Source organism: Desulfobacterales bacterium (assembly GCA_028704555.1).
GTDB lineage: Bacteria > Desulfobacterota > Desulfobacteria > Desulfobacterales > JAQWFD01 > JAQWFD01.
This window is the reverse complement of sequence record JAQWFD010000014.1, coordinates 15,817-38,936: the sequence shown is the minus strand read 5'-3', so window position 1 is coordinate 38,936 and position 23,120 is coordinate 15,817. Positions and strand designations below refer to the sequence as shown.

Below are 23,120 nucleotides of genomic sequence, written 5' to 3'. Positions count from 1 at the left end.
CACAAACGCCACCGGATTCATAAGTCGTTCACCCCATTCGGTCAGCGGGTCGGCTACCGGATGAGGGCATGCGGGTCCTGATGGCACCTGAGGCAGTCCGGATACTTGGCATGAAGATCGGATGCATGCGGCTGCCCATGACAGGTCCTGCATTCAACCACGTTCGTATGCTGTTTCTGATGGCAATAGATACACGCCAGGGCCCGATGTGCCGTAGGGGTTCTGCTCAGATCAACACCCGGACGATCATGGCAGCAGACACAGAACGAATTCGGAACCTGTTCTGTATAAGCAACCGGCGCGGGACTGTGAGGCTGATGACACATAAAACAGTTTTCGGTACTCATTGCAGCCGAATGGGGCTCATGGCACTGCATGCATTCGGATGACTGTGCATGATCCGCATGACATTGCTTGCAGTCAAGCGCCCCGTGCCCGCTGGGACTGTTCTTCATCTGACGTCCCGGCTCTGGATGACAGGACAGACAAACCGGTTTCACGGAAGCGATTTGCTTGTAGTCGATTTCCAGGGGATAATGGGGATAATGACACGCTCCGCAGTTACCCACGCCATAGTGGTTTGATTCGCCCGGAGAATGACACATCGCACATTCTGGAATGACATCGGCCTCAGACGGCGGATGCTGGAGATGGCATTCAACGCACCCCACCTGCTCATGCGCCCCGCCTCTGTCCGTGATCTCCTGAACCGCATCCGGATGGCAGCTGCTGCACAGCCCTGCCGGCGGCGCACCTGCAAATTCGATAGCGGCCGGCCGGTGAGGCTGATGGCACATGAGGCAATCCTCGAACGCCATCCCATCGGCATGCGGATCATGACATTCCCCGCATGCGGTCGATTCCCCGTGTCGCGGATGACACTCCTTGCAATCCATCCGGGCATGCTCACCGGGATACCGGTTCATATCCGTTTCCGGAGCCGGATGGCAGGAAACGCATGCCGGTTTGACCGCATCGATCCGGGCCAGATCCATTTCCATCGGATAATGGGGATAATGGCAGGCAATGCAATTTTTTACGGAATAATGCGCATGTTCTGCCGGTTCATGACAACGGCTGCAGGAAACAATCGTATTTTTCCCCCGGGGAGAATGCTCCTCGTGACAGTCCAGACAACCCACCTCTGTTTTATGGAGCCCGCCGCGTTCATCCACATCCCTGACCTGTTGCAAATGGCATTTGACACAATCTTTATCCGTCAGCGGATAAGCGTCGCCGGCAAGGGATAATGTGCTTGACAGAACCATCACCCCGCAACCGATTGTAATCGCCATAAGGTATCTTCTCATGATTGCCCCCCATGCTCTCTTCCGAGAGCGTCCCGGAATATAACATGACGGGCGGCCGCCATGTTTACTGATCATCTTTCACCTATTCAGCCAACGCATGCGGATCCCTGTGACATGTCAGACATTCGGGGAATTTTTCATGCATATACGTGCCGTGCACCGTTTGATCATGGCAGGCATCACATGATGATGCGGCCTTATGCGAGTGCTCGTGACATTCGGTACACGCCATGGATTGATGCGCCTTGCTGCTTGCCGCAAGACCGGCGCCGACCTTGTCATGACAGCAGACACAGAACCCTGATGGGATCTGATCATCATAAAAAATCTGTGTGGGGCTGTGAGGCTTGTGACACCGGAGGCAGTCTTTTTCCTCCATAGCGGCGGTATGGGTTTCATGACATTCGAGGCACCCCAGTGCCTGGCCGTGTTCCGTATGACATTCCTTACAGTCGAGTTCGGCATGCAGCGTCGGAACGGCATCCATTTCCTTGCCCTGATCCGGATGGCAGGAAAGGCAGGCGGGTTTGGCCGGATCGATCCGGGTTAAATCGATTTTCCCGGGAGCATGCGGATCATGGCAGGAATTACATCCACTCACCGCATAATGAGACGAGTCATCAGCGGCATGACACATATCACATGCCGGGATAACATCTTTTCCCTGAGGGGGATGTTCCGCGTGGCATTCAAGGCAGGCCACATCCTGATGCAGTCCGCCTTTTTCCTTAACCAGATTGACAATCTCCATGTGACATTTATAGCAGTCCTCCTCCACCAGGGGGACCGGTTCTACTTCAGCCCGGGCCCACTGATATCCGGAAATGATCCACAAGATGCCCAATACAGCGAATACCCCCCTCCTTCTCATTGCCCGTCTCCTTTCTCTCCTGCTGCATGATTAAGCACAGGAAAGCGCTACATCTGTTGTCTTTTTTAAGCGCTCGATTTCTTCCATAAAAATAAGGCAGTTAGCCATCAAATCGAAAGGTTATGAGTCAACACCGTCAGAAAATCCGACAACTTCCAAAATGCACCATAACAGGTCTTAATTTTTTTTCCAACAGCTTATGCAGTGGACGGACGAAAACCCGGAAATCAGATCCGGACGGCATCCCAATCCGCTTTAAGGCTAACGCCTCTGACAGTAACAGTCCTTTTGAATACTTCTCATGGATTGACTCTGTTAAATAATCGAGATCGGATCACAGCGTCAAGAACTTATCTTAAAAAATTTTGATCTGCCTGAGGTTTTCCCGAACTGACGCGGAATACCAGATGTTTACGAATTCGTTGACAGACCGGGGTTCATCCTGCCGCATCCGGCGGGCTACCGGTTCTCTTAGCAGCTGCTTTATACTGCTGAACGCACGGCTGTCTTTCCGGCCAAATTCCGATGCGATCTGCATGGACACATCTGCCAGGCGCTGAGGGTCTGCTGCCTGATCAATCAATCCTGCCTCCAGCGCCTCTTGTGCAGAATAAAGCGATCCGCCAGAGAGAATTTTTTCCGCATTTCGATGGCCCACGCATGCCCGAAGCATATAAACACTTCCGGCAAGGACTGTGGCGCCAAAACTGATTTCATTTAACGAAATTTTTGACTTCCCGTCGACCATCACCCGATAATCACATGCGGTTGCCAGCATGCACCCGCCCGCCATCGCATGACCGTTCAATGCTGCAATCACCGGTTTGGGGAACAAAAACAGGAAGGTATACAGTTCTGTAAATCGGGTAACAAATCCGGTAAAATCTTCTCTGGAACAATCAAAAAATTCGGGGATATCGAATCCAAACGAAAAAAACCGTCCCTGGCCGGTCAACATGACCGACCGGATAGCCTGATCTTTCTCCAATCGGCCGAAACATTCGCGGAGCTCACCTACCATGGATTCATTCAACGCATTCACCTTGCCCCTGGCCAAGGTGACAACGGCAACCTGCCCGTCCCTGGATACCACCACATCGCTCATGAACACCTCCCTGTGTAATCATTCTACGCCCGCGACCCCCGGCGTTTATTCAAATTTGCTTCAGCACATGGGCGTTTGACAAAACCGGCATGTCAATGACACATCTCATCGATCATGGAAATCAGTTTGTTCATCTCGGGCTTTGTTACATAGCCATCTGCGCAGACACGCCTGCATTTATGAATCATTTGATGATTAATAAGGCTCGAAAACATGATAAACGGAATCTGGTCGAATCCAAGCTCCGTTTTAGTTTTCATGCACAGCGTAAGCCCGTCCATTTGGGGCATTTCGATATCACTGACAATCACATCCGGCAGTCTGGCGCCGTTATCCTTATCGAATTCATTACGAAGCTTCTGTAACGACTCAAATGCCTGCTGGCCATCGGTGAAAGCCTGAATATCTGAATACCCGGAATTTTTCAGAATTCTGATGACATTATTCCGAATACTGTGAGAATCTTCGACGAATACGATTTGGACTTGACTCCTCGCCAGCTGCTCGTCCTGTTTCATAGAAGATATGGAAATTTCTTCAAACGATAAATCCGGAAACAGGGTTGCCAGAATCTTCTCCAGATCAATGACCATGATCTCGGTGTCAGCCATATGAACGGAGCCGATAATAAAGGGGTCATATTGTCCAAAAAACGCTTCAAGCGGAATAAAATCTTTCCAGCCCAGGCGATAGATCCGATAGACTTGATCTACCCTGAGGCCATGAATCCGTTTGTTAAATTCACTGATAATAACGATCGGCCTTTCAATATCCTCAGATTTTTTGATATTTAACGCGATTGCCAGGTCGATCAAAGGAATCGTCCGGTTCCGATATAACATCATACCCGATATAGCCGGAGGGGACAGGGGAATTTGCGTTACGTTCACCGGATCAAATTGAACTATGGATTGGACTTTTGCCACATTGACGCCAAACGTCTGCCCTCCAATCGAAAAGGCCAGTAATTCCATCTCATTTGTACCGCTTTCCAGCAAAATTTTATTCTGTTTCATACTCCAATGCCTCTGCAACACAGGGTAATATTTATGCCCCACGAAAGTGTATTACTCAAAACAATATTTGTTTAACCCGTGGCCGCCTGCTTCGAAAAGCACACGGCATCCGGAAGGATTCCCATGCTACGTACGGTTTGCTTTGGTTCATTTTCTGGGCCTGATCATAATTTCGGCCACGTTGACGCGGACGCCTTCCCGCCCATTGCCGGCTTCTCCGACACGATCCGGCCAATGTCTGAATTATAAAGCTAAAGCGCAAAACGGCTTGCATGGTCAGGGGCCGATCATGACGATTTGAAGATGCAGCACATTTTCCGCACCCTGACCCGGCTCCATTCTTATCTGCAGCCGACTTGATACATGCGTCATTCGTCTCCCACATATCCGGCCAGCGCTTCAGGAGGCACCGTGACGATGATTTCGCCATGGCCTTTTTCAAAAAAATTGACATCGCTGGTCCCGAATGGCGGAAGCGTCAGCCGGGGAATGACCCGTGCCTGGATCCAGAAGTGGTCATCTCCGTCAAAAGACAGCATCAGGGTCATGTTCAGGTTATTCAGATGCTGCCGGCTCAATGCGCCGATAATACGCGACAATCCGCTGACAAAATCACCCCAGACCGGTTCACCGATCTGCTGATACTTCGTAATACCGGTGAACACCGCGAGAATCTCTCCGAACATGCCTCCCGGGCTGAAACATGACAAAAATTCGATTCCTCCGCAGCCGAACAGATACCGGCTCTTATTTTCCTTTTCGTAGTCGATCAGATCAGCCCAGTAATTTTTCCCATGCCCCGAGGAATATTGAGCCGATGCCTTCAGCAGCTTCTGATGGAAAGCAGCCGGTTCGCGGGTTACAATGGTTTGAAGGTGGGGATGAATCAATCCGCCGCCGGCTCCCGGCATGAAGTTCCAATTGATGGATGCGTATGAAAGCCCCACAACGGCACTTTTCACGGCATCTATATACAGCCGGCTGGCTTTTATCGCATCGGCCAGTATCCCGGGCTCGTCAGCGAAGCGATGCAGTGGCACATAGTGCGTTTCTGACATAACCGTTACACTTCCATAACGGCTGTAAGGAAACGCGTTTGGAAAAACGGTTGATTTTCCGAAGCGGATCCGGCCTTCGGGCACCATTGAGGCCGGAAATTTCGGTGTCATGGTTTCCAGATTACCCGGACAAAACGGACAGTTCCGCAATGATTTTTCGATCAGCCCCGTATCCAGATCCGCTTCAGGAAATTTCATTCTGTCTGTCAACACCCGCGATACCCTCTGAGTAAAGCGATCTGTTCTGATTTCAATCGGAATGGTTTTTTTTTCAAATCCGTTCGCAGGATCCAGAAACGTCGATTCAACAACCCGTTTATGAAACATATGGTTCACGATAACAATCCCCTGTTTTAAAAGTGTATATCGGGGCTATACCGGTACGGCACTGCCATGGTCTATGGGCCTGTACAAAAAAGCACCGTCCTGCCGAAGCCCCTGTCCTTATCATCCGGAATGCGTACAATCGATTTAAAATCCGGAAGCGCATGGGAAGCCCTTTCTGCTGATCTGTCCTGCAAATCCGAATGACACAAGCTTTACTGAAAAGCGGTCATCAACTTAATATATATAAATTATTTCACAATCAACAGGAATACAACAGGTATCACATCCGCCGCAATCCAGACCGACTGCCCATCTGCCGAATTTTTCTCCCGCGTTCACCCTTTTCGGCACCGGGGCAGAAAAATAAGGACATACGGATAATCCTCTTGAAAAACTCCGACCTTATGGGGGATACGCCTCATTCCGGCTTCGATAAACCGGACCACCAGCGTGCCCGTCAGCATCCGTCTTCATGAACCGGGAAAAAATTCAATTGTGTTATATCCGTCAACCGGTTATTTTATAAGAACCGGCTGCACATCAATAACGCCATCACCTATCAGTGGCAATTCCGTATCCCCGGCGCCCGACGGCAGTCACGGGAACGAATTTTCCCGGCAAGGCCGAAGCCGGCAACGGTTTCAATACACTTTTACCCGGACGGATAATTTCACCATGGACAAGCGAGAAGATCCTCCCCAGACCCGATTAACCAATGTTAACGAAAGCGCCCCCCTCAGGCGCAGCATCCAAAGCCATATTGTGTCCACACTGGGCAATGACTGCTACCCGCCCAAAATGCATCTTTATTACAACGGTCTGGCCTATTCAGTACGGGACCGGCTCATACAACGATGGCTCCGGACACAGCGAGCCTATTACGATACCTGCACCAAACGGGTATATTATCTTTCCCTCGAATTCCTTCCCGGTCGTTTTCTGATGAACTACCTCGTGAATATGGACATGAAAGAGGAGTGCATTCAGGCCCTCGAAGAATCCGGATTTTCCCTGAAAGACCTGGAGGATGAGGAATGGGATGCCGGATTGGGCAACGGAGGACTGGGAAGACTGGGGTCGTGCTTTCTGGATTCAATGGCCAGCTTGAAAATACCCGGTTACGGTTACGGAATACGCTACGATTATGGTATATTTTTTCAAACCATCGTCAACGGATATCAGGTGGAACAATGCGACAACTGGATTCGATCCGGCAACCCCTGGGAAATCCAGCGACGGGGCTATCTGTATGAAATCAAATTCTATGGCCGGTCAAGTTCGTACACCGATGCAGACGGAAAGCTCAGATACCGCTGGGAAGATACGGACAATGTCATGGCCATGGCCTGCGATATCTTCATACCCGGCTTCAGGAATGACTATGTCACGAACATGCGGCTTTGGGCCGCCCTGTCCAGCCGTGAATTTGACCTCGAATATTTCCACCGGGGAGACTATATGGGCGCCATGCAGGCAAAGGCGCTGAGTGAAAACATATCAAAGGTGCTCTATCCCAGTGAAACCGTCATGGTGGGCAAAACGCTTCGGATCAAACAGGAGTATTTCTTTGTTTCCGCAACATTTCAGGATATTATGCGCAGGTACAAAAAATACCACAGCAGCTTTACCGATTTTCCGGATATGGTCGCCGTTCATCTGAACGAAACGCATCCGGCCATCAGCATTCCCGAATTAATGCGACTGCTTCTGGACGAAGAGAAGCTGGAATGGGACACAGCGTGGGATATCTGCGTGCGCACCTTCGCCTATACCAACCATACCGTTTTGCCTGAAGCACTCGAAACCTGGCCGGTATCGCTATTAGAACAGAATCTGCCACGGCATATGCAGCTTATTTATGAAATTAACCGACGGTTCATGGAACAGGTTGCATCGCGGTATCCGGACAATCCGGAAATATTATCCCGCATGTCTATCATTCAGGAAGGAGATGCGCCCCGGGTTCGAATGGCCCACCTGGCGATAGTCGGCAGCCACGCGGTCAACGGCGTATCGGCCCTGCACACCCGCATACTGAAAACACGCCTTTTCAAAGATTTCGAACTGTTTTTCCCGGGCCGAATTCACAACATCACCAATGGAATTTCACCCCGCCGATGGCTCCTGCAGATCAATCCGGATCTGACCGGCCTGATCAATTCAGCCATAGGAACCGGATGGATCTGCGATCTCAACAAGCTCAAGGGCCTGATTCCTTACGCGGATGATCCAAAATTTCAAAATGCATGGCAGCGGGTCAAACGTAAAAACAAGGAACACCTTTTCCGGTATATACTTAAAAAAACCGGACACAGCGTTGACATCAATTCGCTGTTTGATGTTCAGATCAAGCGTATTCACGAATATAAACGCCAGCTGCTGAATGTGCTCCATATCCTGACCCTGTACAACCGCCTGAAAGAAAACCCGTCATCGGCGGGTGTCCCCAGAACCTTCATTTTCAGCGGCAAAGCCGCACCGGGATATACCCTGGCCAAACTGATCATCAAGCTGATCAATTCGGTGGCGGATCTTGTCAATACCGATCCGGACGTCAACCGGCAGATCAAAGTCATTTTTTTGTCAAACTACAGCGTAACTCAAGCCGAAAAAGTCATTCCGGCAGCCGACCTGTCCGAGCAGATCTCCACGGCCGGCATGGAAGCCTCCGGCACCGGAAATATGAAATTTGCCCTTAATGGCAGCCAGATTATCGGCACGCTGGATGGCGCCAACATCGAAATCATGGAAGAAATCGGCAGGGAAAACATGTTTGTATTCGGTTTAACTGTTGAAGAACTGGAAAACCTGAAAGCCGGAGGGTATAACCCGAAAGCATATTATCTTAACGATATGGAGCTGAAACAGGCCATCGACATGCTGACCGGCAGCAAGTTATCTCCCGGATCTCCGGGCCTGTTTGACCCGATCCGGGAGTCCCTTCTGGCAGCCGGCGACCGATATTTTATCCTGGCGGATTATCGATCCTATATCCGCAAACAGGAGGACGTCAGCCGGATATTTCGGGATACCGGGCTGTGGACCCGACGGTCTATTCTCAACACGGCCGGCATGGGATATTTTTCAAGCGACCGGGCCGTGCTCGAATATGCCAAAACCATCTGGAACGTGGCCCCGATGGAAGAGAGCCGGCCGGTCACCGGTCAAGGCATCCCGCGGTAAAACGCAAGCCCTGGGGCGGGCCGGTCCATGGAATAGAAAATCGGGCCTGATCATCACTGCGGCCATATTCTCTTACGTGTAGTTTCAAAGTCCCGGCCGTTGCCGGCGTACGACATTGCACGATCGGCTTATTTGAAGCGCGGAACCTGTTTTATCCGGATTTCGCGTAAATCTCTCCCGGGCCCCTGTTCGTGACGCCCTTGATGCCGGAAAGCAGAATCCATGCCGATAAAATGCCCGGCCGATCAAATTTAAATAAAAAAAGATTGATAAATCGATCATATAGGGATATATGTATCAAAACTGGTCTGAAAGCCCACCAAAAGTTGTCGTTCAATTTTAAAATTCCGGTTTTCAGAGGTTCGCAAGCGTGATGCCGTCCAGATTTACCTGGGCGGCTTTTTTTATGGAGCATATATGCCGGAAACTGAAGTCAGTTCCGCTTCCGGCATTTTTTGAAAGAGAAAATGGAATGAGTTTCAGCGCATTAGGGCTTAAGGAAAATCTGGTTAAAGCCGTCGAAGACCTTGGATTTAAGACGCCTACCCCGATTCAGGTAAAAGCGATCCCCACACTCCTTACCGGAGAAAGGGATTTTGTGGGACTTGCCCAGACAGGAACCGGTAAAACCGGCGCATTTGGTCTGCCGATGATCCAGCTGATCGATCCGGCGCTCTGCCGGCCTCAGGGGATCGTGATTTGTCCGACCCGGGAGTTGTGCATGCAGATTACAAATGATTTTGAAAAATTTGCAGCGCATGTGAAAGGCATCAGCATCGTCGCCGTCTACGGCGGGGCCGATATTTCAACCCAAATACGGAAGCTGAGAAACGGCGCCCAGATTATTGTCGCCACGCCCGGCCGTCTGCTTGATCTGATCAATCGAAAGGCGGTCAATCTGTCCGGAATTTCATATACCGTTCTGGACGAAGCCGATGAGATGCTGAATATGGGATTTCAGGAAGATATCAACAGCATCCTGGATCAAGTGCCGGCGCGCAGAAAAGTCTGGCTGTTTTCTGCAACCATGCCAAATGGCGTTGCGGCCATTGCCAAAAATTACCTGACCAATCCGGTTGAGGTGACGGTAGGCGCTAAAAACCAGACCCCCGCCAACATCGTCCATACCTACTATATGACTCACGAAAAACAACGGTATGAAGCCCTGAAACGGATCATTGATTTTACGCCCGACATGTTTGCGCTGATTTTCTGCAGAACCCGGAAAGAAACCCAGACCGTAGCCGAATCGCTGATGCAGGACGGTTATCTGACCGAATCTCTTCACGGAGATTTATCCCAGACCCAGCGCGATTACGTAATGCGAAAGTTCAGGGCAGGAAACATCCGGATTCTTGTGGCAACCGATGTTGCGGCCAGAGGCCTTGATGTGGAGGATATCAGCCATGTCATTCATTACAATCTGCCGGATGAAGCGGAAGCCTATACCCATCGGAGCGGAAGAACCGCGCGTGCCGGAAAGTCCGGCGCCTCGATCGTCCTGATCAACACCAGGGAAATGCGTCGGATCCGGGAATTACAGTCAAGAGGCAATATCCGCTTCGAATGCGGAAAGATACCGGACGGCCGTGCCATTTGCGAAAAGCAGCTGATCGGTCTGGTGAAAAAAATCGTCGATACAGATGTAAACCGGAATGAAATTGCCGATTATCTCCCCGCTGTTTACGATGCCCTGGGCAGCATCGACAAAGAAGAGCTGATCCAAAGATTTATTTCAGCTGAGTTTAACCGGCTTCTCGAGTATTATCGACATGCCGGCGACATCAATGCCAAAACGGCTGCCCCGTCCGTTTCAAGACCGGCAAGGCCGACAAGACCGACAAATCGCAAAGAGAGACTTAACGGGAAGCAGACCCAACGGTTTTTTATCAATATCGGACAGCTGGACAAAATCAATGAGGGAGCGATCGTCCGGTTGATCTGCGACAAATCCGGCATCCGGTCCAGCATGATCGGCGCCATTGACCTGAACCGGGAGTTTTCTTTTTTTGAGGTCGAAAAAAGCGCGGCAGAAAAAATCCACGCATGTTTCAATGACGCACGCCTCGACGGCAGACCGGTCAAAGTTCGAAAAGTAGAGGAAGACGCAAGAGCCGGAAGCCGATCGGGCTACACTCGAAAAGCGGAAAAAAGCACAAGACCCGGAAGCCGACCGGGATACGTTCGAAAAGCAGAGGAAGACGCAAGAGCCGGAAGCAAAACGGGCTATTTTGGGAAAACGGATAAAAAGAAAGTACATCGCAAAGGAAACCTGAACGCGGCGAAGCGCTGATCCGGCTTCCGCCTCCGTCATCCGGATATTGACAGTTCATTTTTCATCCAGCACTTTTCTGACAATCTCTGCCATCTGTTTGCGAACGACGGGCTTCATGATATATTCACGGATACCCATGGCTCTGGCCGTTTCCTCGTTGATCAGTTCACTGAAGCCCGTGCAGAGGATAATGGGGATATCCGGTCTGATTGCAAGAAGTTGTTGCGCCAGCTTCGTACCGGTCATATGGGGCATGGTCATATCCGTGATGGCAAGATCAAATTTTTCGGGCGCAGCCCGAAATATCTGCAACGCCTTCTCACTGCTCATCTCGGCGGTGACCTCATACCCGAGGCTTTCCAGCATGCTTTGCTCCAGTTTCACGATAGACGCATCGTCATCCAGAAGCAGAATCCGCTCATTTCCTTTCGGTACGGCCTTTACGTCCTCTGACCGGGGACTTTCAGCAGCTGAAGCAATCATCGGCAGGTATACGAGAAAGGTGGCCCCCTTGCCGGGTTCACTGTACACCGTGATATGACCCCCATGACTTTTCACGATGCCATGGACAACGGAAAGTCCCAGCCCGGTCCCCCCCAGCTTTCTTTTGGTCGTAAAATAGGGTTCAAATATCCGCTCCAGCGTCGCACGGTCCATCCCGTGCCCGGAATCACTGATTTCCAGTTTCAGATACGGACCGGGAACCAGATCCATGTCCGCGGCCTTGTGATCATCCCGGCCGATATCAACCATTGTAAGGGAGACGGCCATCACCCCTGCCCCTGTCCGCATGGCCTGGTAGGCGTTGGTGCACAGATTCATAATCACCTGATGAATCTGGGTCGGATCGGCCAGCACATACCCGCACGCAGGATCAATGTTCCGACGGATCTCGATCGTGGTTGGAATGGAGGCCCGTAACAGTTTAAGGGCTTCCTTGACAATCAGGTGGACCTGAACGGGGTTGCGTTCATGATCCGTCTGACGGCTGAAAGAGAGAATCTGTTTTACCAGATCCCTGGCACGGTTTGCCGCCCTGAGAACTTCGGCAATCTGAGCGGCTGCCTCGCTGTCTGCGGGCAGTTCCATCATGGCCATATCTGCATACCCGAATATGGCCATCAGAATATTATTAAAGTCGTGGGCGATACCGCCAGCCAGCGTACCGATTGCCTCCATCTTCTGGGCCTGGCGGAGCTGTCTTTCCAGCCGTTCTTTTTCTTCTGACATGCGCTTGCGCTGAATGATCACGGCCAGATTATTTGCAATTGCTGACAGAAACGACTCTTCTTTCGGATCATGCCGGTGGCCCTCCTTCAGATAGATATTGACCACACCGATGGTTCTTCCGCTCAGAAGGATGGGCGCACAATAATGCCCGTGCGGTCCCATGCCTTTACAGCAGATCTCATGGCGGTCGTCCAGATGGCTTGCGAACTGTATTCGGCCGGTCAACGCCGCCTGCCCGCACAGACATCTGCCGAAAGGAACTGAAGCGCACGTTCTTCGGACAGATTCGGGAACCCCCTTCGAAGCCTTCATATTCAGCACGTCTGCTTCATTTTCGACCAGATAGATACTGCACCCCGTCGCCTCCGGGGAAAACCTTTCACCCGACAGAACCAGATCCACCGCGCGCTGCAACAACTCGTCAAGAAACGTATCGATCTGTGTGAGACTCAACAGTGCATTGATGGTGGACTGAATGTCGCAGTTTCGCCGTATTTCCTCCTCCGCCTGCTTCTGTTCCGTTACGTCGGTGATGAATCCTTCCAGCGCCAGCAGCTCTCCTGCGTCAGAAAAAACCCCCACCCCCTGTTCCCACACCTGTTTTGTTTCTCCTGTTTTTGTCAGAATGCGGTAATTCAGCTGAAATGACAACTTTTCCGACAACCTCTTCTGGATAGTATACCAGACAGCATCCCTGTCATCCGGATGAATCAGTTCATTGTATGCGAGCGTTCGGTTCCCGACCAGGTCTTCTATAAGATATCCGGTCAATCCCAGACACCCCTGGCTGACAAATTCCATGGTCCAGTCCGAATCATTCCGGCAGCGATAGGCCATGCCCCGTATGTTTCCCATCAGCGTAACGAGCTTGCGCTGGCTTTCTTTCGCCTCGTCCTCCGCCTGCTTCCGCTTGGTGACATCGCGGTTCATCCCCCGAAATCCCAGCAGATTTCCTTTTCCATCGACGATGGGCATCCCGCTGGTTTCCACCATCACCCGCCGCCCGTCCCTGTGAAAATTCAGGCTCACAAACCCTTCAAAGGCTTCGAGGCTGGCAACCCGTTTCCTGAAATATTCCGCACTCTGCTTCGCATCATCTTCAGTCTGAAGATCAAACAGGGTTTTGCCGACAACCTCCTCCGGTGCATACCCTAACAGGCTTTTGATCTTGGGGCTGGCATAGGTGATGACGCCATCCCGGTTGACTTCCCATATCCATTCGCTGATGCCTTCGACCAGGGACCGGTATTGCTCTCTGCTCTGCCGGAGCACCTCCTCTGCCTGCCTACATCTGAAAATCTCTTTATGGAGAAGAACATAGATAAATGAGGTTGTAATAATGATAAATATCCAGCATTTGGTTGTCTGTATCCGATTAACAACGTCAGCATCTTTGGTAAGAAAAAATACTATCCGGTCAAAAAACCGGGTACATAGGATGGCAAATGCTGCATAGATGGAGACGATTCTGAAGGCCGGATTTTTCAGGCAGACAGACTTGATTCGGGATAACAGTCTATTCATGAAAGCACCCTCGTCGTAAAGGCAGGACGTGTAAACCGGATATAATTTGCCGCATCCGTCCACGGTATAATTCGGGGGTTATGTTCCATTTTCAGAAAACTCACCATCGGAAGGTCCTTCTTCCGCTACGCCGAAGATTCGCTTTTTATACACGCGTGCAAGCCCGCCGGTGGATGTTTCCCTGTATGAGGCCGGCCGTTGAAAGGGCGTCGAGAATCGCTTCATGATCGCAGCAAAGCTTATCCTTGAGGCAATATATAACGGCCGGAAGCATTGACCGCTTCAAAGCGCATGCCGTTCTGATGAAGCGGAAGCTCAGCCGATGGTTCCCAGATAATTTCTACACCACGGGGATAAAATGCCTCCTGAATGGCGACATCGGTCATATGCCCTTTGCCGGTCGCAGCCAGGCTACCGTACAATGTGACGCGAAACCCTTCAGCGTCCGGATGCTCGCGTCCAAAAAGGGTCGCGGCCCTGTAAGGCGCGATGGTATGACGGCCGGAAGGGCCATATCCGATTCTGTATAGCTCCCGAAGGGTTTTCATTTGACCGGTTCCTGAATAATTACATCAATAATGAACAGTTCACGCCCAACTGAAATTCTAACAGTTTTTTTGGCATTTGAAAACAGGATCAAGGCGCAAACCGTAATAATGAGTTTCTAAAGGAGCACTGGCTGCATTTGCCGTATCAAAGCGTAAATCGATTATCAGCAGAATACGATTATAGACAAATGATATGCGGCGTTGATTAATATCAATAAAAATCACCGCTGCAAAAAAGGGGGGGGACCGACCTTCACAGGGTATATTTTTTGTGCCATTTTAGACAATGTATTTATTTTTTTCTCTTGTCCTTTAAATAAATCGCCGTCGACTGCCCTCCACCCACTGACCGTTCTTCGAGCTGAAACAGTTTTATCGCCATCACAAGCTCCCTCAGCTTCTTGTACCCATAGTTTCTCGGATCGAATTCCGGTGCCTGCTTGGCGATGTTGCTGCCTACGGCGGCAAGATGAGCCCAGCCACTGTCATCCGAAGATGCATCGACAGAGTTTGTCAACAGATTCAATAGATTAGAGTCCTGCATCAGTTCATTGGCCGTTTTGCGTTTAATGGACTCACTGTCGTCATCCTTGAATCTGAGCACTTCAGTGAATATGAACTTATCGCATGCAGAGACAAATGCCGATGGTGTCTTTCTCTCGCCAAATCCGTAAACGATAAGACCCGCCTCTCTGATCCGTGACGCCAGTTTGGTAAAATCACTGTCACTGGATACGATACAGAACCCATCGAATTTGTCCGTATAAAGCAGATCCATCGCATCAATGATCAGTGCGCTGTCCGTAGCATTTTTGCCTGTGGTATACCTGAACTGCTGTATGGGCTGAATGGAATACTGCAGCAGAACTTCCTTCCAGCCTTTAAGGCCCGGCACCGTCCAGTCACCGTAAATGCGTTTCACATTGGCGGTTCCATACTTTGCGATTTCCGCCAGCAGTCCTTCTACCGTGGACGGCTGAGCGTTATCTCCGTCTATCAACACGGCCAGTTTCTGAATTTTTCCGTCTGACATGGTTTTTCCTTATAAACTTCAATGGCCCGGGATGCCATCCAATCCGGTTACCGGACCGGATTCCTCACCCTTTCCGGACAAAGAAAGAAAAATACTGGAAAGCGGGAAAGCTTTCACTGCCGGGGCCCGACGACGAGAATCACCGCATCATCCAGCGCGACCTTCTGGCCGTCTCTGATTTTACATCGTTTCCGGGACTCGACGTTTCCGTCCACCCTGACCCGGCCCTCTTCAATTATCAATTTTGCCATTCCTCCGGAATCACAGAGCCCCGAGGCTTTCAAAAGCTTATTGAGCTCGATATAATCACCGGATATCTCAAACGTATCCATACGGTTTTCCTTAAACGTTCTTAAAAGGTTTAAACAGATATTCCAGCCCGTTGACCTTGATTTCATACACCGCCCGCAGCATTTCACCCAGCTCACCCTCCGGGAATCCCTTCTGGGCAAACCAGACAACATAGGGCTCAGGAAGGTCAACCAAGAGGCATCCGGCATATCTGCCAAACGGCATTTTAGCCCTCGCAAGCTTCAGAAAGCTGTCAGGGTCGGGGAAAACCGGCGTGCCCGGGCACTTGTTTTCATCGTTCATAACATCATCCTGTACGATCAACAGATTAAAACCAGCGCCGTACCCTTTCAAAATCTTAAAGAGGAAATTCCAAAGTACCACCTTTTCCCGTTTTCAGATAAAAATTCAGAAATTCTGATTCCACCCCGACCCCGGCGCGGGGGTTTTTCTGTTACAAAAAATCTTCAACAGGGTCATGCCGATATCTTATCATCGGCACCCGATAATTTATAACAGATACACCCGCAGAACTCGATCTTTTTTTCTGGCGTCTATATCTATGGCGCATTGGCATAACGGCCAAAAATTCTGCCCATGTGAAAAATTTATTATAGCCGAGACCCTTAGGGCTCCCTCAGAAATAACTTCCCATTTTAAGCGCCGATGCATCCTGCCTGGCTGCGTTACGAAAGCTCGCAATATGCTTGATATTCCTGCCCTTTCGTGCTTTGCCAGACAGGCGCCTCAACACTTAAACTTGCGAACTTATTTCTGAGCGAGCCCTTATTCCTGAGCTACCTGAATTCAAGCCGTATCGGGCAATGGTCCGAGCCCGTGACATCCTTTAAAATCCCTGCCCCGGTGACCCGGGAGTCGCTGCCCGGGTCCACGCAGAAATAATCGATACGCCAGCCGATATTCCTGGCCCTCGCATTGAACCGGTAGCTCCACCAGGTATAGTTGTCCGGGCCGGAATCAAATTTGCGAAAGGTATCGATAAACCCGGCCCCGATAAAGGTATCCATCCAGGCCCGCTCTTCGGGGGAATAGCCCGGATTTTTCTCGTTGGACGCCGGATTTTTAAGATCGATCGCCTTATGGGCGACATTGAAATCCCCGCAGATCACCGCTGATTTTTTTTCCGCAAGTCCGGTGACAAAGCGGTGCAGGGCCCGGTTGAAGTCCAGTTTATACCCGATCCTGACAAGGCCGGGCCGGGCATTGGGAAAATAGGCATTGATCAGGTAAAAATCATTATATTCAAGGGTCAGGACCCGGCCTTCCTGATCAAATGACTCATCTCCCAACCCGTAGATGACCGAAAGGGGTTCCGCCTTCGCATACACGGCGACCCCGGAATACCCTTTTCGGACCGCACCGTGCCAGTAAGAGGTGTATCCGTCAATCTTGAGGAGGGCTTCTGAAAGCTGATCGGGCTGGGCCTTGGTCTCCTGAATCGCAAAAATATCCGGTGACAGGCCTTTGACGATATCGACAAAGCCTTTTTTCTCGACAGCCCGGATGCCGTTGACATTCCAGGATATAAAGGTTCTGCCCCCACCGGATTTGGAGCGATTTTTCGATGAAGGGATTTGCCGCGGCGTAACGCCGATCTTCGGGCAGAGTTCCTGAATCACACAGCGGTCACAGTGAGGGGCCACGGGTTTGCAGGTTCCCTGACCAAAGGCAACCAGGATGGAATTGATTTCGATCCAGTATTTTTCCGGCAGCTTTTCACGCAGGGCCATCTCGGTTTCCAGCGGGGTCCGGGTCTTGACATACCCCCACAGGTTCATGATTCGATGGACATGGGTATCCACGCAGATGGCCGGTTTGCCAAAGGCCGCGCTGAGCACCAGATTCGCGGTTTTTCTCCCGACCCCGGGCAGCTGAAGCAAAGAATCGATATCATCCGGAATCCGGCCCGAAAACGGTTCGAGTGCTGCCGACAGTCTGGCAAGATAACCGGCCTTGCTCTTGTAAAAGCCCACCGGATAGATCAGCTTGCTGATCTCTTCTTCGGATAATCGGGCAAGAGCTGCCGCATCGGACGCCTTCTTAAACAACCGGGTCGAGGCGCTGGCGGTGACATCGTCCCGGGTGCGGGCCGATAAAATGGTCGCCACCAGGACCTTGAACGGGTCCCCGGTCTGTACGGCGATCAGATCCACCACCGGAACCTGATAGGATTGAACCTCTTTTTTTACCGCTTCTATAAGCCTGACTATCTCCGTCATGTCACCCCCTGTCAAAAGTTGCGAGTTTGCCCGTAGCCGATACAAAGACCCTATCATAGTGTAATTGGAGATTTCTGGCAACGCCGGGATTCGCCCTGCGGGAGGACCCAGGAGCGCTACCGCTTAAGGAGCACTTCGTTTGAGGCAAAAGATAAAAAGCAAAAAGCTTTTATCTTTGAACGTCACCCCCCTCTGTGCTCTCTGTGTCCTGTGGTGAACTTTCACATTTCTAAAGGCTCTTGACAGGATACGCCGCATCAACCACTCATTAGCACTTTTATTCTCGGTTATAAATCCCCTTTGCGTGAGACTTTTTTTTGAAATCCGTCTCTTGAAATCAAACTCACTACCTTATGCCTGTTTTCCCGCTATCCCATACCTGAAGTGCTGGTTATGCATTGACACCCCCTTCTTATTTTTATATAAGTTTTCATTTATGTAATGTATCCTTACCTGAAATTGTGTTTTTTTTCGATTGGGAACGCGAGTGTTATTGCAGGGGTGGCGATTTTGCCTGAGATGATACCCATTGAACCTGAACTGGTTAATGCCAGCGTAGGGAATTGCAGAGAAAGCTGATCTTTTTGTCCGGTAACAGTTTTTCTCGCCGATCATTTTTTGCATCTCATCCAGCCCCTTCTGCCATAATTCTGCTCAAATCAACATTGTTTGAAAGCATGGAAACCCATTATCATCCTGACAGCTGGCTAACGGCCGGTTATTTCGGAAACCCTGGGTCAGCTTCAGAAACAGGGAGGCATGAAGGTATGACATATCTGGCTGAAAAATCAGCTGAAAATCTGATCCGGATCAGAGAGCGCAAGCCCCTGATTCACAATATCACCAATTTTGTGGTCATGAACTACACCGCAAATGTTCTGCTGGCCATGGGCGCATCTCCGGTCATGGCCCATGCGGAGAACGAAGTTGAAGAAATGGTCTCGTTTGCAGGCGCTCTGGTTCTGAACATCGGGACCCTTACCGATTCGTGGGTGGGCGCCATGATCAAAGCCGGGAAAAAGGCGACATCCATGGGGACCCCCGTGATTCTTGATCCTGTCGGATCAGGCGCCACAACGCTTCGGACAAACGCCGCAAAAAAAATCATTTCCGAAACGAATGTGACGGTTATCCGGGGAAACGCATCTGAAATTCTGTCACTCCGCCATGAAACTTCGAGAACAAAAGGGGTTGATTCCATGCATACGGTTGAAGATGCCTTTGAAACCGCAACGGCTCTGGCAACGGAGCTTGAGACAACCCTTGCCATTACCGGCCCTGTGGATCTGATTACCGATGGAAAAAGGATTTTGAAGGTTTCCAACGGCCACCCGATGATGGCGAGGGTTACCGGTACCGGATGCGCTGCCACCGCGGTCATCGGAGCGTTTTCCTCAGTCGATGATGACCCGGTTTCAGCGACTGCCACAGCGCTTTCATTTTTCGGGCTTGCCGGAGAAAAGGCAGGCCGGAGCGCATCGGCGCCGGGCAGTTTTATGATTGCCCTGCTGGACGCGCTGTACACCATCAGCCCGGAGGAATTAAAAAACGGCTGCCGGATCAGCAGGGATTAATCCGGGCCATCGGGTAATCAGCGCCCAAACAAAAGCCCGCTCATGCCGGGTAAATTTTTGCAAAGGAATTTTTGTTATGACTGATAACATGACCCAAAAAAAATACATCAGGGTATTGACCATTGCCGGCTCTGACAGCGGTGGCGGGGCCGGTATTCAGGCCGATCTTAAAACCATGTCCGCCAATGGCTGCTACGGCATGAGTGTCATCACGGCACTGACCGCACAAAATACAATGGGAGTAACAGGCATCCACCCGGTTCCCGTGGATTTTGTCAAACAACAGATGGAGGCGGTCCTGACCGATATCGGAACCGATGCCGTCAAAATCGGCATGCTCTACTCTCCGGAATTGATCGAAACGGTTGCCGCTCAGCTGAAAAAATTCAATGTCGCCAATATCGTACTCGATCCTGTCATGGTTGCGCAAAGCGGGGATAAACTTCTCCGGGATGATGCCATCGATGCCATCAAAAAGTATCTTCTACCCATGGCGGACATCGTCACCCCCAATCTTCCCGAAGCATCCGTGCTCCTGGGACGAAAGATCCGGGAGCTGAATGAACTTGAGCAGGCCGCAAAGGACCTTGCAAAATTTGGCAGCAGAAACATCCTGATCAAGGGCGGGCATCTTGAAGACGGCACCAGCGACGATCTTCTCTATCTGGGCGAAGACAAGCGGATCATCCTGCTCAAGGGGAAAAGAGTAACGACCCGTAACAATCACGGCACCGGCTGCACCCTGTCTTCGGCCATCGCATCCTTTATCGCAAAAGGAAACGATATCGAGCAGGCCGTATGGCTGGCAAAAACGTACATCACAGAGGCCATCTCCGCCGGCGCCGCATATACCATCGGCCACGGCCACGGGCCTGTGCATCATTTTTACAAATTCAGCTGAAACGATTTTCCCGGCGAATTAAATCGAAAATCAGACCAGAAGGCAGGGATTCATGGAGGGCAATTCAGAGAGAAAAGAAGCCTGTGGGAATGCGGCAGCGGCACCGTCCATCTCCTTTGAAAATATTTGCCTCTCGTTTAACGGCAGCGCCCTCTTCAAAAACCTGAATTTCGAGGTGGAGGCAGGGCTTTGCACCTGTATTCTCGGGCCCAGCGGGTGCGGCAAATCGACCCTGCTGAAGCTGATCTCAGGCAATCCCTCACTGACATACACAGGCCGGATCCGATTTTCCGGGGGAAAGCGGCAGGATCACAAGGCGGCGTGGATGGCCCAGAATGACCTTCTGATGCCCTGGATGCGCATCATCGACAATGTATTGCTGGGAGCGACCTTAAGAGCACCCGGTTTTAAAAAAAACGTATCGGAGGCCTTGAGAAAAAAAGCGGCCGCACTTCTCATCGAAGCCGGCCTTGGCGGGTATGAGCAGGCGTACCCCTCGGCCCTGTCAGGCGGCATGCGCCAGAGGGTTGCGCTGTTAAGAACCCTGATGGAAGATCGCCAGGTCCTGCTGATGGATGAGCCGTTTTCGGCGCTCGATGCGCTCACCCGGATCCGGCTCCAGAACCTGGCCGCAGGCATGATCAAGGGCGCCACCGTTCTTCTGGTGACCCACGATCCCATGGAAGCGCTCCGGATGGGCGACCGGATCCATGTAATGTCGGGAACCCCTGTCCAGATGGGCAGCGTGCTCCATCTGCCGGGCAATCCGCCCCGTGATGCGGGTGATCCGCAAACCGCCGGGCTCTATGCCGGATTGCTCAAACGGTTGATGGGAGAAGTGTCGTGAGAATCACGCGCCCTGCCATACTGATTTTGAGCCTGGTTCTGGCATGGCAGCTGCTGGTTGCCGTCACCGGGGTTCCCCACTACATTCTTCCGGGTCCCGTGCCCGTTGTTAAAGCGATTTTCGGCAACTTTCCGACCCTTTTATTCCATTTAAAAACAACGCTGACGGAAATGGTTGCCGGGCTGTTTATCGGCACTTTCCTCGGCACTGGCTTTGCGCTGACCATGATCGTCTCCCCGCACCTGAAACGCTGGATGCTGCCGGTGATCGTGATCAGCCAGGCCATACCGGTGTTTGCGCTGGCCCCGGTTCTGGTATTGTGGATCGGATACGGCATGGCATCGAAAATCGCCATGGCGGTGCTGATTATTTTTTTCCCGGTGACCGCTTCATTTTACGACGGCATGCAGAGGACCGAAGCGGATCTGCTGGAACTTGCGCGGATTATGGATGCCACCCCGCTGGCCACCCTGCGCCACATCGTTATTCCATCGGCATTGCCTGCGTTTGCCTCGGGTCTTCGGGTGGCAACGGCCGTGGCCCCGATCGGCGCGGTGATAGGCGAGTGGGTCGGGTCCAGCTCAGGACTGGGATTTTACATGCTCCATGCCAACGCCCGCATGCAGATTGATATCATGTTTGCCGCATTAACGCTGCTGTCCGTGATATCGCTGGCCCTTTATTTTTCAATTGACCGTTTCCTGGACAAACTGATTTTCTGGGAAACCAAAAAGGAATTGACCCATGAAACACCTGTTTAAAACCGTGGTCCTCACGGCCCTTATGGTAATCTTTGGTTTCTTTCCGTCCGCAATGGCCGGTGAAAAAATGACCGTTCTGCTGGACTGGTTTGTAAACCCGGATCATGCACCCCTGTTTGTCGCCCTTGAGAAGGGATATTTCGAAAACCAGGGGCTGAATGTGGAGATCATCGCGCCCTCCAACCCCAATGATCCCCCCAAGCTGGTTGCCGCAGGCAAGGCAGACATTGCGGTATCGTATCAGCACCAGCACCAGATGCAGGTAGACCAGGGACTTCCCCTGACAAGAATTGCCACCCTGATCGCCACGCCGTTAAACGCCCTGGTGGTATTGGAAAAAAGTGATATCAAAACGATTGCCGATCTTAAAGGCAAAACCGTCGGCTACTCGGTGGGCGGATTTGAAACGGTGCTGCTCAAGGTCATGCTGGAAAAAGAAGGCCTGCAGCTGACCGATGTCAATCTGGTCAACGTGAATTTTTCCCTGTCGCCCTCGCTGATTTCAAAAAAAACCGATGCGGTGGTCGGCGCCTTCCGAAACTTTGAACTCAATCAGATGGACATCGAAAAAAAACCGGGAAGAGCGTTTTATGTGGAAGAGTACGGAATTCCCGCTTACGATGAATTGATTCTCGTCGCCAATACCGACAAAGCAAAGGAGAAAAAATTCCGAAAATTTGTAGATGCCCTGGAGCAGGGCGTTCAGTTTCTGATCAACCATCCCGACGAGAGCTGGGACCTGTTTATCCGGGGCAGAGAAAGCCTCAATGACGAACTCAACCGGCGCGCCTGGGCCGATACCCTGCCCCGGTTTGCACTTCGACCCGGTGCGCTGGACAGACACCGCTATACCCGGTTTGCCCGCTTTTTAAAAGACCAGGGCATGATCCAAAAAGATGCCCCGCCGCTTGACACCTGGGCGGTTGAGCTTGAGTAGAGACCCAGATCCCGTTGCCGGAAGATGGAATGGGGCGATACGGAAAGATCGTGACGTGCAACAGCACGGGGTTGAAAATGATCCGGGCC

Annotated in this window: 19 protein-coding genes and 1 riboswitch; of the genes, 7 read left to right on the top strand and 12 right to left on the bottom strand. The window is 51.3% G+C overall.

Annotated elements, in window-relative coordinates:
- Window positions 1–53: 53 nt before the first annotated feature.
- The 6 genes from PHQ97_07065 to PHQ97_07040 all read right to left on the bottom strand — a co-directional run bounded on the left by PHQ97_07065 (window position 54) and on the right by PHQ97_07040 (window position 6,151).
- Window positions 54–1,310: a cytochrome c3 family protein gene (locus PHQ97_07065; GenBank protein ID MDD4392495.1), complete on the bottom strand. Its 1,257-nt coding sequence runs from the start codon at window positions 1,308–1,310 to the stop codon at window positions 54–56.
- A gap of 82 nt (window positions 1,311–1,392) precedes the next feature.
- Entirely contained in the window at window positions 1,393–2,181 is a 789-nt protein-coding gene (locus PHQ97_07060) for a cytochrome c3 family protein (GenBank protein ID MDD4392494.1), read from the bottom strand.
- A 355-nt stretch (window positions 2,182–2,536) separates the two neighbouring features.
- Entirely contained in the window at window positions 2,537–3,286 is a 750-nt protein-coding gene (locus PHQ97_07055) for an enoyl-CoA hydratase/isomerase family protein (protein ID MDD4392493.1), read from the bottom strand.
- Window positions 3,287–3,378: 92 nt separating this feature from the next.
- The gene (locus PHQ97_07050) at window positions 3,379–4,302 is read right to left on the bottom strand and encodes a chemotaxis protein (GenBank protein MDD4392492.1); all 924 of its coding nucleotides are present in this window, start codon (window positions 4,300–4,302) and stop codon (window positions 3,379–3,381) included.
- 368 nt (window positions 4,303–4,670) lie between these two features.
- Window positions 4,671–5,696, bottom strand: coding sequence for a hypothetical protein (locus tag PHQ97_07045; protein MDD4392491.1), 1,026 nt, complete (start codon window positions 5,694–5,696; stop codon window positions 4,671–4,673).
- Between the two features lie 326 nt (window positions 5,697–6,022).
- Window positions 6,023–6,151, bottom strand: coding sequence for a hypothetical protein (locus tag PHQ97_07040; protein MDD4392490.1), 129 nt, complete (start codon window positions 6,149–6,151; stop codon window positions 6,023–6,025).
- 211 nt (window positions 6,152–6,362) lie between these two features.
- Here PHQ97_07040 and PHQ97_07035 point away from each other — a divergent pair, with 211 nt between their 5' ends.
- Together PHQ97_07035 and PHQ97_07030 are read left to right on the top strand one after the other, a co-directional pair.
- Complete coding sequence (locus tag PHQ97_07035; protein ID MDD4392489.1) at window positions 6,363–8,870, top strand: glycogen/starch/alpha-glucan phosphorylase; 2,508 nt, start codon at window positions 6,363–6,365, stop codon at window positions 8,868–8,870.
- A 406-nt stretch (window positions 8,871–9,276) separates the two neighbouring features.
- Window positions 9,277–11,163 carry a DEAD/DEAH box helicase gene (locus PHQ97_07030; protein MDD4392488.1) on the top strand — a complete coding sequence of 629 codons (1,887 nt, stop codon included), beginning with the start codon at window positions 9,277–9,279 and terminating at the stop codon, window positions 11,161–11,163.
- Between the two features lie 36 nt (window positions 11,164–11,199).
- On the opposite strand, the gene PHQ97_07025 is transcribed toward PHQ97_07030, so the two are convergent.
- The 6 genes from PHQ97_07025 to PHQ97_07000 form a co-directional block, all read right to left on the bottom strand.
- Window positions 11,200–13,899 (bottom strand): PAS domain S-box protein, encoded by a 2,700-nt coding sequence (locus PHQ97_07025; protein ID MDD4392487.1) that lies wholly within the window; start codon window positions 13,897–13,899, stop codon window positions 11,200–11,202.
- Between the two features lie 239 nt (window positions 13,900–14,138).
- On the bottom strand, window positions 14,139–14,447 hold the full coding sequence (locus PHQ97_07020; GenBank protein MDD4392486.1) for a serine dehydratase beta chain: 309 nt from the start codon (window positions 14,445–14,447) through the stop codon (window positions 14,139–14,141).
- A gap of 292 nt (window positions 14,448–14,739) precedes the next feature.
- The gene (locus tag PHQ97_07015) at window positions 14,740–15,480 is read right to left on the bottom strand and encodes an NYN domain-containing protein (GenBank protein MDD4392485.1); all 741 of its coding nucleotides are present in this window, start codon (window positions 15,478–15,480) and stop codon (window positions 14,740–14,742) included.
- Between the two features lie 113 nt (window positions 15,481–15,593).
- On the bottom strand, window positions 15,594–15,812 hold the full coding sequence (locus tag PHQ97_07010) for an RNA-binding S4 domain-containing protein (protein MDD4392484.1): 219 nt from the start codon (window positions 15,810–15,812) through the stop codon (window positions 15,594–15,596).
- Window positions 15,813–15,822: 10 nt separating this feature from the next.
- Entirely contained in the window at window positions 15,823–16,074 is a 252-nt protein-coding gene (locus PHQ97_07005) for a DUF3820 family protein (GenBank protein ID MDD4392483.1), read from the bottom strand.
- Window positions 16,075–16,568: 494 nt separating this feature from the next.
- Entirely contained in the window at window positions 16,569–18,011 is a 1,443-nt protein-coding gene (locus tag PHQ97_07000; protein MDD4392482.1) for an exodeoxyribonuclease III, read from the bottom strand.
- 488 nt (window positions 18,012–18,499) lie between these two features.
- A riboswitch (TPP riboswitch) is annotated at window positions 18,500–18,592 on the top strand.
- Between the two features lie 186 nt (window positions 18,593–18,778).
- On the opposite strand from PHQ97_07000, the gene thiM reads away from it, so the two are divergent.
- The 5 genes from thiM (at window position 18,779) to PHQ97_06975 (ending at window position 23,031) form a co-directional block, all read left to right on the top strand.
- Window positions 18,779–19,585 carry a hydroxyethylthiazole kinase gene (gene thiM / locus PHQ97_06995; GenBank protein MDD4392481.1) on the top strand — a complete coding sequence of 269 codons (807 nt, stop codon included), beginning with the start codon at window positions 18,779–18,781 and terminating at the stop codon, window positions 19,583–19,585.
- A gap of 76 nt (window positions 19,586–19,661) precedes the next feature.
- Entirely contained in the window at window positions 19,662–20,486 is an 825-nt protein-coding gene (thiD, locus tag PHQ97_06990) for a bifunctional hydroxymethylpyrimidine kinase/phosphomethylpyrimidine kinase (GenBank protein MDD4392480.1), read from the top strand.
- Window positions 20,487–20,538: 52 nt separating this feature from the next.
- Window positions 20,539–21,333, top strand: coding sequence for an ABC transporter ATP-binding protein (locus tag PHQ97_06985; protein ID MDD4392479.1), 795 nt, complete (start codon window positions 20,539–20,541; stop codon window positions 21,331–21,333).
- Window positions 21,330–22,094: an ABC transporter permease gene (locus tag PHQ97_06980; GenBank protein MDD4392478.1), complete on the top strand. Its 765-nt coding sequence runs from the start codon at window positions 21,330–21,332 to the stop codon at window positions 22,092–22,094. Before PHQ97_06985 ends, PHQ97_06980 begins: the two co-directional genes overlap by 4 nt.
- Window positions 22,078–23,031, top strand: a complete 954-nt coding sequence (locus tag PHQ97_06975) for an ABC transporter substrate-binding protein (GenBank protein MDD4392477.1) — start codon at window positions 22,078–22,080, stop codon at window positions 23,029–23,031. The genes PHQ97_06980 and PHQ97_06975 overlap by 17 nt, the downstream gene beginning before the upstream one ends.
- Window positions 23,032–23,120 lie beyond the last annotated feature (89 nt).

What these genes read in the sequence shown, in the direction of transcription:
- PHQ97_07065 (MDD4392495.1), bottom strand. Translation starts at nt 1,310, where the DNA reads ATGAGAAGATACCTTATGGCGATTACAATCGGTTGCGGGGTGATGGTT.
- PHQ97_07060 (MDD4392494.1), bottom strand. Translation starts at nt 2,181, where the DNA reads ATGAGAAGGAGGGGGGTATTCGCTGTATTGGGCATCTTGTGGATCATT.
- PHQ97_07055 (MDD4392493.1), bottom strand. Translation starts at nt 3,286, where the DNA reads ATGAGCGATGTGGTGGTATCCAGGGACGGGCAGGTTGCCGTTGTCACC.
- PHQ97_07050 (MDD4392492.1), bottom strand. Translation starts at nt 4,302, where the DNA reads ATGAAACAGAATAAAATTTTGCTGGAAAGCGGTACAAATGAGATGGAA.
- PHQ97_07040 (MDD4392490.1), bottom strand. Translation starts at nt 6,151, where the DNA reads ATGCTGACGGGCACGCTGGTGGTCCGGTTTATCGAAGCCGGAATGAGG.
- PHQ97_07035 (MDD4392489.1), top strand. Translation starts at nt 6,363, where the DNA reads ATGGACAAGCGAGAAGATCCTCCCCAGACCCGATTAACCAATGTTAAC.
- PHQ97_07030 (MDD4392488.1), top strand. Translation starts at nt 9,277, where the DNA reads ATGGAGCATATATGCCGGAAACTGAAGTCAGTTCCGCTTCCGGCATTT.
- PHQ97_07025 (MDD4392487.1), bottom strand. Translation starts at nt 13,899, where the DNA reads ATGAATAGACTGTTATCCCGAATCAAGTCTGTCTGCCTGAAAAATCCG.
- PHQ97_07020 (MDD4392486.1), bottom strand. Translation starts at nt 14,447, where the DNA reads ATGAAAACCCTTCGGGAGCTATACAGAATCGGATATGGCCCTTCCGGC.
- PHQ97_07015 (MDD4392485.1), bottom strand. Translation starts at nt 15,480, where the DNA reads ATGTCAGACGGAAAAATTCAGAAACTGGCCGTGTTGATAGACGGAGAT.
- PHQ97_07010 (MDD4392484.1), bottom strand. Translation starts at nt 15,812, where the DNA reads ATGGATACGTTTGAGATATCCGGTGATTATATCGAGCTCAATAAGCTT.
- PHQ97_07005 (MDD4392483.1), bottom strand. Translation starts at nt 16,074, where the DNA reads ATGAACGATGAAAACAAGTGCCCGGGCACGCCGGTTTTCCCCGACCCT.
- PHQ97_07000 (MDD4392482.1), bottom strand. Translation starts at nt 18,011, where the DNA reads ATGACGGAGATAGTCAGGCTTATAGAAGCGGTAAAAAAAGAGGTTCAA.
- thiM (MDD4392481.1), top strand. Translation starts at nt 18,779, where the DNA reads ATGACATATCTGGCTGAAAAATCAGCTGAAAATCTGATCCGGATCAGA.
- thiD (MDD4392480.1), top strand. Translation starts at nt 19,662, where the DNA reads ATGACTGATAACATGACCCAAAAAAAATACATCAGGGTATTGACCATT.
- PHQ97_06985 (MDD4392479.1), top strand. Translation starts at nt 20,539, where the DNA reads ATGGAGGGCAATTCAGAGAGAAAAGAAGCCTGTGGGAATGCGGCAGCG.
- PHQ97_06975 (MDD4392477.1), top strand. Translation starts at nt 22,078, where the DNA reads ATGAAACACCTGTTTAAAACCGTGGTCCTCACGGCCCTTATGGTAATC.